This window comes from Helicobacter magdeburgensis (genome assembly GCF_000765825.2).
GTDB lineage: Bacteria > Campylobacterota > Campylobacteria > Campylobacterales > Helicobacteraceae > Helicobacter_C > Helicobacter_C magdeburgensis.
Genome location: NZ_JRPE02000006.1, coordinates 117860 through 128001 on the forward strand (window position 1 = coordinate 117860; position 10142 = coordinate 128001).

A 10142-nucleotide genomic window follows, 5' to 3' on the forward strand; every position below is an offset into this window, starting at 1 on the left:
CTAATAATGGTTTATAATACAGCATTTGATAGGGAAGCATTTTTTATCCGCTTATTAGAGCAAAGTGGCGTTACAAAGGGCATTGGTGATGATTGTGTGATTTTGGGGAATGTGAAAAATGCCTACCCACGCACACACAAAGCACAGATTCAGACAGGGATTCAAAAAACGCAATTTTGTAAATCACAAACTCCACAGCCGCAGATTCAGTATAAATCGCACAATGCTTTAAAATCCCCACATATGCTACTAAAGGGCAAAGCCCCTTTGGTTATTGGTATGGATAGCTTTTGTGAGAGAGTGCATTTTTTGCAGGAGTGGTTTTCTCCATATACTCTCGCGTATAAGGCATTTTTGGTCAATTACTCTGACATTATAGCGATGAATGCCACTGCTGCTTATGCTATGCTAAGTATTGCCTTGCCACGCAAATGGGGGAAAAGCGAGATAAAAGAATGTGTGCAGGGGATAAGTGATTTTTGCAAAAAGTTCAACATTTTTCTTATCGGTGGTGATACGATTAGCTCTCAAACTTTGGCGTTTCATATTACATTGTTTGGTTTTGCTAACAAACACACACTCTTTCGCGATAGAATCCCGCTAGATTCTGTGCTATACGCCACTTGCGATAGGTATCCTAGCAAAACTATCACTAAAGGACTAAAAGTGCTAAAAAATCTTTTAATAAACGATAAGCAAAGGCTTACAAAGATAAATCTCAAAGCAAAAGGACGATCTTTAAAGCCACAGATTAGGGCGGAGTTTGTGCAAAGCTGTGAAAGATTCTTAAAAGGAGGCTTAGACATATCTGATGGAATCTTGCAAGAGATTAAGCGACTTTGCACGCTTAATCAATGCGGATTTAAAAGTGCTGTGCCGCTTTTTGCTCCTAAATCAAGGGTGTTATTACAAAGTGGGGAGGCGTATGAAATGCTTTTAGCCATAAGCCCCAAGGATATGCTAAGATTCAAGCGACAGGCGGCACGACATAGGATTAAACTTCTTAAGCTTGGCAGTTTAAGAAAAAAACGCACGATTTTACCTAAAAACACACTTTGGCATTGAATGTGATATGACGACAAAGGAGAATAAATGACTATTATTTTAGCCACAGGTAATCATAATAAAATCTGCGAGTTTAAGGCGATTTTACAAGAGCAGATTGAGGGCTTGTCTCAAACTCCGCAAGATTCTGTAAATGTCTATGCGTATAGCGATTTTGTATCGCCTTTTGAGATTGAAGAAAATGGCACGAGTTTCAAAGAGAACGCCACGATTAAGCTAAAGGCGGTTTATAATGCGTTTTGTAATAAAATGCGAGATGATATGGAAGTTAAAGATTCTGTATGGAATGGGCTTCACACGCCCCTTGTTTTTATCGCTGAAGATAGTGGGCTAAGTGTGCCTATGCTGGATAATGAGCCGGGTATTTATAGTGCGAGATATTATGAGTTTTTACAAGCACAAGGGCAGAATCTAGACAATCTAGCAAAGCTTGGCAATAGTGCCGATGAAGCTAATCTTGCGTGTTTGTGCGAAAAACTCTCGCATTTTTTAAGTGCAGAGCGGATACATATTCCCGCATTTTTTACCGCTTATATTGCCCTGCTTATCGTGCCAATATCTGCCACGCTAGATTCTATATTGCCGCCCTTTGAGTGTTTGGAAGTAGAGTATAGTAAAGGAGTTTTGCACGGAGAAGTGATTGATAAACCAAGAGGCAAAGAGGGCTTTGGCTATGATCCTATTTTTATCCCAGCTGAATCTAATCCGCAAAAGCAAACATTAGCAGAGTTTTCACCAAGTGCTAAAAATGCCATATCTCATCGCAAGAAAGCCTTTTCTCAATGTATTAAAAAGCTTTTTTCTCTGTAAAGTTTGTGTATTTTTAAGGTAAAAACAAATCTTTTATAGATACAATCCCAAGCTTTAAATCTCAAAATAAAAGGACTTCGTATGCTAAAAACAACGACTTCAAAAATCTCTCTTGCAGTGTGTGGGGCATTGCTAATGGCAGCTTGCACAACAAACCCATACACAGGCGAATCTCAAGTGAGCAAAACTGCTATCGGTGCGCTTGGCACAGCAGCAGTTGGTACAGGTATTGGCGCATTGGTAAGTAAAAAAGATAGAGCTAAAGGTGCGGCTATCGGTGCTGGTGTAGGTGCGTTAGCCGGTGGAGCTGTGGGTGGATATATGGACTACCAAGATAAACAACTTCGCAAAGAGCTACAAGGCACAGGTGTGAGTGTTTCAAGGGAAGGTGATGAGATTATCCTTAATATGCCCGGTGATATTACCTTTAAAAGTGGAAGTGATGATTTGAGCTCTGATTTTTACAAGGTGTTAAACTCTGTAGCAAAGGTGCTAAACAAATATGATAAAACAATCGTAACCGTTGTTGGATTCACTGATAATACAGGCTCTGATAAAACAAACCTTGCCCTTTCTAAAAAACGCGCAGAAAGTGTTGCAGCCTATCTTCAAAATCAAAAGGTTAAGGCTGAACGCTTTGTGGTTGATGGGCTAGGTGAGAGTGAGCCAATCGCTTCAAATAAAACGGCTGAAGGCAGAGCAAAAAATCGCCGCGTTGAAATCTCTCTTACTGCCATTACAAAATAAAAGTATTCCTAGCTTTTAAGCTAGGATTCTACAATAATGAAACGCATTCTTTCACTTTCTTTTTTTGTCTTAAGTCTTATTTGTATTGTGTCTGTTGGATATTCTTCGCAATATTGTATTTTGCTTTATCCTGCGTTTTTTATGCTTTTTATCGCACTTTTTATACAAACTTATGAAGTGCTAAAGGTAAAAAAACAAGCCACGATCAAGGCATATTACAAGCAAGATTCTTGGCTTTCAAGGCATTTTGGACGCTTTTTGTTTGTGAAGATTATAAGTGGAATCTTTGCCTGTGTGGGGAGTGTGTCATTATTTTTTATGCTACTTTTTCCTAGTGGCAGTGATATTTTTATCTTTTGTGTGCTAGTGCCTTGCTCCATATACGGCTTTAAGGTAGCGAAAATTATTTGTAAAGCAAATATTAACCTAGATTTTGCCTATATTTTAGCGAAAAAATATACTGCGTTATTTTGTGCTGTGTGTGCTTGTGTGGGGGAATTTATACTGAATAGCTTTGCTTTGCAGCAGATACATATCACTAGCTTTCAAGGGCATTATGAAATGCTTTTAGAATCTTTTCATATCGCACAAATGCCTTGCCAATGGTGGCAGGAGCTTTTTGGTTTTATTGTGCTAAAAAAAGCTATTGTGGATATGATCTATTTCAGCAATGATTCTTTACGCATTGTTTTGAATATGCTTTTTGCCTTTGGCTATTTTAGCTCTTTTGTGAGTTTTTCTTTACTTGTTTTAAGTGGTTATTCCACCAAATTAGAATCTAAAAACAACTCAGAATCTCACCAAGATTCTAAGATTCAAACTTATAACAGCAGGGCTTTTAAGCAGTTTTTTGCCGTTGTATTTTTCTTAATTTTTGTTTGCCTTGCTTTTTATGTGAGTTCTTTGCTCCAGCCCCTTGCTAAGTCAAGTAAGTTTGCAGCGGAGATTCTAGCACCGGAGATTTTAGCCACACAATTTTTAGCTCAAAATCAGCAATATATTGAAGTGAGTATTCAAGGGGTGCAGAGCTTTGTCAATACCAAAGATATAGCGGATTTACAGCATAAGATTGAATCTACACTTAAAGATTTTGAAACAAATCTTAATCACTCTACACAAGCAAGTTTGGAAGAATATCTTGCTAAAAAGGAGATTATTATTGATGAGTATTCTAAGTGGTATTTTAGCGTCTATGGGGAATATACGCGACTTTTTTATGCGGCTATTGGCAGGGGGGAGGACATTGCACAAGAGCAGTTTGTTTTTCTGCTTAAAGCCTATACGCCAAATGATTTACAAGAGCGTTTAAATCGTGTGTATGATGCAGAGTTTGATAAGCTTAAAAAGCGTTTAGAGCAGGACTTTAGCTTTTTTACAATAAGCAAGAAGCCTAGCAATGCCTTTATCTCGCATTCCCTTTCTTTTGATGATTTTACGCAAAATCTTAATGTGCTAAATCCTAGGGCAACCGATGGTATAGCCGCACTTTTGGGAGTGAGTGTGGTTGGAGCGATGATTATAAAAACTTCTAGCAAAGCTATGGCAAAAACGGGAGCAAAACTTGTGGGAAAAAGTATAGCTAAAAAGGGGCTAAGTGGTGCGGCTGGGGCAGGTGGGTCGCTTGTGTGCGGACCTTTTGCACCATTATGTGCGATTGGATTTTTTGTCGCCGCTGATGTGGGCATGAATAGTGTTGATGAAGCACTCAATCAAGAAGCATTTAAAAATCAAATGCGTGAAGGCTTTACGCAGTGGGAAATTCAGCTAAAAAACAGCCTTGTTAGCTATAATTCCCAACTTTCAAAGCAAATTTATGAGAATCTTAGACTGGATTCACAATCACATCAACAAAAGGAGCAGTAATTGTCAAATCTTAAACAAGAAAAATCTATGAGTAGTGCAGTGTTTGCAGGAAGTTCGCTACTTTTTGCGTGTATTGTGGTTTTGGCAAATTACACCGTGCAGTATCCTATACTTAATACACCGCTCACTTATGGAGCATTGACTTATCCTATTAGTTTTTTGCTTATGGATATTTTGAGCGAAAAATATAATAAGGCAGAAGTGCTAAAAACACTTTGGGCAGGGCTACTTCTCGCCTTTATCCCCTCGCTTTTAGCAAGTGAGCCACGCATTGCTATTGCAAGTGTGTGTGCGTTTTTTGTCTCACAGAATCTTGATGTGCATATTTTCTTTTATCTTAAAAATCGCTTTCCTAAGCTGTGGTGGCTACGCAATAATGCAAGCACGATGGCTTCGCAGTTTATAGATACGATGATATTTTTTCATATCGCTTTTTTATTTATGTATCCGTGGGAGCAAGTTATTGCTATGCTGTTGGCTGATTTTTCTATTAAGGTGTTTTTGGCATTGTGCGATACACCGCTATTTTATGTCTTTGCCATTAAGAATAAGCCTAAAATCACAAAAATGAGGTGAAAGTATGAATCTGTCTAATAAATTTTCTCGGCTTTTTGGTCGCTTTGCGAATTATGAGTTTTTCCCTCCTTTTCAAAAGTTCATTAACGCCACTTATGTAAAGATTTTTAAGATTGACTTAAGTGAGTTTGCCCCTGCTTCAAGCTACCCATCACTTAATGCCCTTTTTACCCGCTCTTTAGTCGCTAAACGCCCTGTGAATGCCAATCCCATTGTGCTTATCTCCCCTTGCGATTCTCTTATCACACAGCTAGGCAAAAGCAGTGATAAAAATGCTTTGCAGATTAAGGGAATGGAATATTCCATTGAAGAGCTTTTGGGTCAAAAACTTGATAGAGAGCTATATTATATTAATTTTTATCTTTCCCCAAAAGATTATCATCGCTATCACGCACCTTGTGATTTGGAGATTTATGAAGTGCGGTATTTTGGTGGGGAGCTGTTGCCTGTGAATCTCCCATCACTTCGCAAAAATCAAAGCCTTTTTGTGAGGAATGAACGCGTTGTGGTTGTGGCAAAAACGCCAAATAATAAATGGGTATATTTTGTGGCGGTTGGGGCATTAAATGTCGGCAGTATGGTAATGCACTTTGAGCCAAAAATCAAAACTAACGCCGGATTCCATAATACAAATTATGTATATCCCACGCCCATTTCCATTAAAAAGGGGCAGGAGCTAGGAATGTTTCAAATGGGTTCTACAATCGTGCTATTTATGGAGCAGATGATTGCAGATGTAAATATGAACGATCAAGTCAAATTCGCCCAAGATATAGGCACTTACGCATAAAGGCAAACATATAAGGGATAGGTAAAAACAATGCAGGAATTACAAAATAAAATTAAAGATTTATTACATAAGCTTGATGGACTTTTGGTAGCACATTATTATCAAAAAGATGAAGTTGTAGCCTTGGCAGATTTGTGCGGAGATAGTTTAGAGCTTTCACGCAAGGCTTCAATGAGTGAAAAAAACCTTATCGTGTTTTGTGGCGTGGCGTTTATGGGGCAGAGTGTGAAAGTCCTAGCACCGCATAAACGCGTGATTATGCCCCGTTTAGCCTGTTGCTCTATGGCAAGAATGATTGATAGTGAATATTTTGATGAAAGTATCGCACTTTTAGAATCTTATGGTTTGAGTAAAGAGCAGATTTTCCCCATTACTTACATTAACTCAAATGCCGATGTCAAGGCAAAAGTCGCTCAAATGGGCGGACTTGTCTGCACAAGTGCTAATGCCTCAAAAATCTTTGACTTTGCTAAGGCACAAAATAAGAAAATCTTTTTTCTCCCAGATAGGTGCTTAGGGGAGAATCTAGCCAAGGCGGATAATAAAAAATCAAGCTTACTGCGGGTAGATTCTAAACAAAAGGTGTTAGATTCTGATGTGATTTGCTATGATGGATTCTGCTCCGTGCATCAGCTTTTCACACCTGAAGATGTTGCGTTTTATCGCAATAAGTTTGAAGATATTAAGATTGTCGTGCATCCAGAATGCGATCCCAGCGTGGTGGATTTGGCGGATTTTGTCGGCTCTACAAGCCAAATTATCAAATATGTCCAAGACTTGCCTTTAGAGCAAAAGGTTGCCGTTGGCACGGAATTTAATCTCGTCAATCGTTTGCGTCCTAAGTTTGAAGGCAAACAAACTACCTTTGTGCTAAGCTCTAGTAAGCCTCAATGCCCCACGATGAACGAAACAACACTGCAAGATGTGTATGATGTGCTTTTAGCCTATGAAGATAATAAGCCTATCAATGAAGTATTTTTAGATTCTGAAGTGCAAAAGTGGGCGAAAATTGCCCTTGATAGAATGTTAGAGCTATCTTAAAACAAGGGCTTATCTTAAGGCTGTTTAGAGTAGGGCTAAATTTTTAATGCTAGATTTAAGGCTAAAAAGTCGCAGATTCCACAAAATCGCCTTTTAGGCTTTTTGGGGCGATTTGGGCTTCAAGCAATGGAGTAAATTCATCTCTCAAATAATGCTCCACGCCCACGCGTCCTATCATCGCAGCATTATCAGAGCAAAACTCCAAATCCGCTAAGTATAGCTTCTTATCAAACTCATTACAAAGCTCACTCATTCTTTCACGCAGATATATATTCGCACTTGCCCCGCCGACAATGGCAAAGTATTTGCCATCAAAGTGTTGAAAAAATAAGCGGGTTTTTCTTAGGATATGCTCACACGCTGCGTTTTGAAACCCTGCACAAATCCTACTTGTATCCTGCAAAGTTAGGGGTTTTTGAATATCTTGTATGGCTAGTCTCACCGCATTTTTTAAGCCTGAAAAGCTAAATTCCAACTTTTTATTATGTAAAAGCGGGATAGGAAACTCATAGGGTTTATATTGATTGATTTCACAAATCTTAGCGTAACGCTCCACTTGCGGACCGCCCGGATAGCCTAGATTCAAATGCTTTGCAACCTTATCAAAGCTTTCCCCAAAGCTATCATCAAGGCTTTGAGCGATAATGCTGATATGATGAAAATCATTAATTTGTAGAATCTGCGTATGTCCGCCGGAGACGAGCAAAACGCCGAGTGAATCTTGCTTGTTTTGCCGAGATTCTAAAAGGGATTCTGTATGAGATTCTAAAAGCGGGGGCGGGGCGTTTTTACTAGAATCTTTAGCAGAATCTGCCGCAAAATCTTTGCTAATACAAAGCGAGTAAATATGCCCCTTAAGATGATTGACACAAATGAGTGGAATCTGCAGTCCAAGACATAAAGCCTTTGCCATCATCAAGCCTTCAATAAGCGTTACACTAAGTCCCGGACGCGTGGTAACAGCCACGGCTTTGATGAGTGATAAATCATTATTTAAAAACATTTTTAGCTTTTTTAGAATCTCTGGAAGCCTTTTAGCGTGGAGTCTTGAAGCGATTTCTGGCACTATACCACCATAAGTGCTATGTTCTTCATCTTGAGAGATTTTAATATGATAGATAAGCTTTTTATCAATAATACGCGTTAAAGCCAAAGAGCTATCATCACAACTAGATTCTATACTTAAAATCATCATGCCCCTTTAAAAACCTTAAAATAAAATGTTAGAATTATTACACAAAATGATAAAGGGAGTTTATGGTAGATTTGACAACTAGGGTGAGATTAAAAGCGGAGTGGGAGAAGCAGCTTGCTATTTTTATGGCATTTCCTCATCAAAATAGTGATTGGACAAAGCATATACACAAAGCAAGGGCGTGTTTTTTAGATATTATAGAGCATATTGTGTGCTTTGAATCTGTGATTTTATGTGTTGATACGCAAGATGATGAAGGCTTTGAGATTGTCAAAAAGCATTTTAGCAAGGCTTTAGATTCTGCGGATTCTAGGGATTCTGTGAATGCGGACTTTATGAAAACGCAAGATGATGAGTATATTAAGAATCTTTTTAATCAATCTGTGCCTCATACCCTGATACAAAATCCTAATTCAAAATATCTTGCTAACTTTGGGGGCAATAGTGCTTTTAGTCTGCATATTGTGCAAGTGCCTACAAACGACACTTGGGCTAGAGATTTTGGTGCGATAAGCGTAGAATTAGAATTTCCGCAGAATTTAGCAGAGAATCCATCTCAAAATATGGCTCAAAACAAAGCGGGGCAGGGGGATAAGCAGATTCAACTGCTTGATTTTACATTTAATGGTTGGGGGCTTAAATACCCCGCATTTTATGACAATGCCATCACAAGGGCTTTATTTAGACCAGAGCTTACAAGGCAAATGGATATAGTGCTTGAGGGTGGGAGCATTGATAGCAATGGGGCAGGGGTGCTTTTGACAAATACGCAATGTTTATTAGAATCTAATCGCAATCCGCATCTTTCCCAAGCCCAGATAGAATCTAAGCTCAAAAAATATTTTGGACTAGATTCTGTGCTGTGGCTCACACAAGGCTACCTTGCCGGAGATGACACTGATAGTCATATTGATACACTAGCGAGATTTATTTCAAAAGATACGATTGCGTATATAAAATGCGAAGATGAAAAGGACAAGCATTTTCAAGCTTTGAGACTAATGGAGAGTGAGCTTCAAGTCTTGAAACAAGCAAATGGGGAGCCATACAAGCTTGTAGCTCTGCCTTTTACAAGGGCGATTTTTGATGAAAATGGGGAGCGACTACCCGCAAGCTATGCGAATTTTTTGTTTGTGAATGGGGCGTTGCTTGTGCCAACTTATGATGATAAAAATGATGAAAAGGCATTAAAGATTCTAGCTCAAGCTTTGCCTAGCCATAGGGTAGTGGGGATAGACTGCCGCTCACTTATTCTATGGCACGGGAGTCTGCATTGTGTAACTATGCAGATGTATGGAGAAACTCGCTTAAAGTAGGCATTTGCAGCTCATTATACAGCTCTTTTGCTTTTGTTTCGCCACAAAGCTCCTTTACTAGCTCAAGGGCAAATACAACCGCTGTGGCAGGACCTGTGGAAGTAATAATGTTACCATTTTTAACAACGGCACTTGATTTTTTATTTTTCTTTTCCATATTGATTTGAGATTCACAGCCCGGATAACAGGTAAAATCCCCCTTTAGCACCCCTGCCTTATCAAGCACGATAGGGGAGGCACAAATAGCAGCAATAAGCTTTTGTGAGTTTTCAAACTGCTTGAGCCAAAGTGTTACAAGCTCGTTGTTAGCAAGATTCTGCATACCATTATAGCCTCCGGCTAAGATAATCGCATCAAAATCTTCACTATCAAGCTCTGGCAAGGCATTATCAGCTTCAATAACGATGTTGTGTGCTCCAAGCACTCGTTTATGAGAATCTAAACTTGCCAACACAACACGCACTCCAGCACGGCGTAAAATATCCACCACGCTCACAAGCTCTATTTCCTCAAAACCCCTAGCAATCGGCACCATTACATTTTTCATCACAATTCTCCTTGAATCCTTGAATTTTGTAAGCACATATTCTAGCATTGAAAGGGTAATGCTGTGAGACAAGGGGCAGTTATAGCAATATATAAAAAAGTTTGAAAAGTATAGTAATCAAACTTTGAGAAAAACAGAGAAAAATAAGAAAAACAACATAAATAAATGCTATAATAGAAAGAAAATAGATTT

10 protein-coding genes are annotated in these 10142 nt (G+C 38.9%); 8 read left to right on the forward strand and 2 right to left on the reverse strand.

Annotation, left to right across the window (positions count from 1 at the left end):
• Positions 1-6: 6 nt before the first annotated feature.
• The 7 genes from LS74_RS05530 (at position 7) to nadA (ending at position 6892) form a co-directional block, all read left to right on the forward strand.
• Entirely contained in the window at positions 7-1065 is a 1059-nt protein-coding gene (locus LS74_RS05530) for a thiamine-phosphate kinase (RefSeq protein WP_138128892.1), read from the forward strand.
• Positions 1066-1092: 27 nt separating this feature from the next.
• Positions 1093-1875, forward strand: a complete 783-nt coding sequence (locus tag LS74_RS05535) for a non-canonical purine NTP pyrophosphatase (protein WP_034589132.1) — start codon at positions 1093-1095, stop codon at positions 1873-1875.
• An 81-nt stretch (positions 1876-1956) separates the two neighbouring features.
• The gene (locus LS74_RS11320) at positions 1957-2622 is read left to right on the forward strand and encodes an OmpA family protein (protein WP_034589129.1); all 666 of its coding nucleotides are present in this window, start codon (positions 1957-1959) and stop codon (positions 2620-2622) included.
• A 36-nt stretch (positions 2623-2658) separates the two neighbouring features.
• The gene (locus LS74_RS05545; protein WP_236096824.1) at positions 2659-4485 is read left to right on the forward strand and encodes a hypothetical protein; all 1827 of its coding nucleotides are present in this window, start codon (positions 2659-2661) and stop codon (positions 4483-4485) included.
• A 27-nt stretch (positions 4486-4512) separates the two neighbouring features.
• Positions 4513-5061, forward strand: coding sequence for a queuosine precursor transporter (locus LS74_RS05550; RefSeq protein ID WP_201274711.1), 549 nt, complete (start codon positions 4513-4515; stop codon positions 5059-5061).
• Positions 5062-5065: 4 nt separating this feature from the next.
• Positions 5066-5851, forward strand: coding sequence for a phosphatidylserine decarboxylase (locus tag LS74_RS05555; protein WP_034588594.1), 786 nt, complete (start codon positions 5066-5068; stop codon positions 5849-5851).
• 30 nt (positions 5852-5881) lie between these two features.
• Positions 5882-6892 (forward strand): quinolinate synthase NadA, encoded by a 1011-nt coding sequence (nadA, locus tag LS74_RS05560; protein ID WP_034588596.1) that lies wholly within the window; start codon positions 5882-5884, stop codon positions 6890-6892.
• 61 nt (positions 6893-6953) lie between these two features.
• Here the strand turns inward: nadA and tsaD are convergent, their stop codons facing one another.
• On the reverse strand, positions 6954-8084 hold the full coding sequence (gene tsaD / locus LS74_RS05565) for a tRNA (adenosine(37)-N6)-threonylcarbamoyltransferase complex transferase subunit TsaD (protein ID WP_034588597.1): 1131 nt from the start codon (positions 8082-8084) through the stop codon (positions 6954-6956).
• A gap of 65 nt (positions 8085-8149) precedes the next feature.
• Here tsaD and LS74_RS05570 point away from each other — a divergent pair, with 65 nt between their 5' ends.
• The gene (locus LS74_RS05570; protein ID WP_034588599.1) at positions 8150-9403 is read left to right on the forward strand and encodes an agmatine deiminase family protein; all 1254 of its coding nucleotides are present in this window, start codon (positions 8150-8152) and stop codon (positions 9401-9403) included.
• Here LS74_RS05570 and LS74_RS05575 read toward each other — a convergent pair.
• Positions 9369-9950 carry a DJ-1 family glyoxalase III gene (locus LS74_RS05575; RefSeq protein WP_034588601.1) on the reverse strand — a complete coding sequence of 194 codons (582 nt, stop codon included), beginning with the start codon at positions 9948-9950 and terminating at the stop codon, positions 9369-9371. The two genes, LS74_RS05570 and LS74_RS05575, sit on opposite strands and share 35 nt — an antisense overlap.
• Positions 9951-10142: the final 192 nt, after the last annotated feature.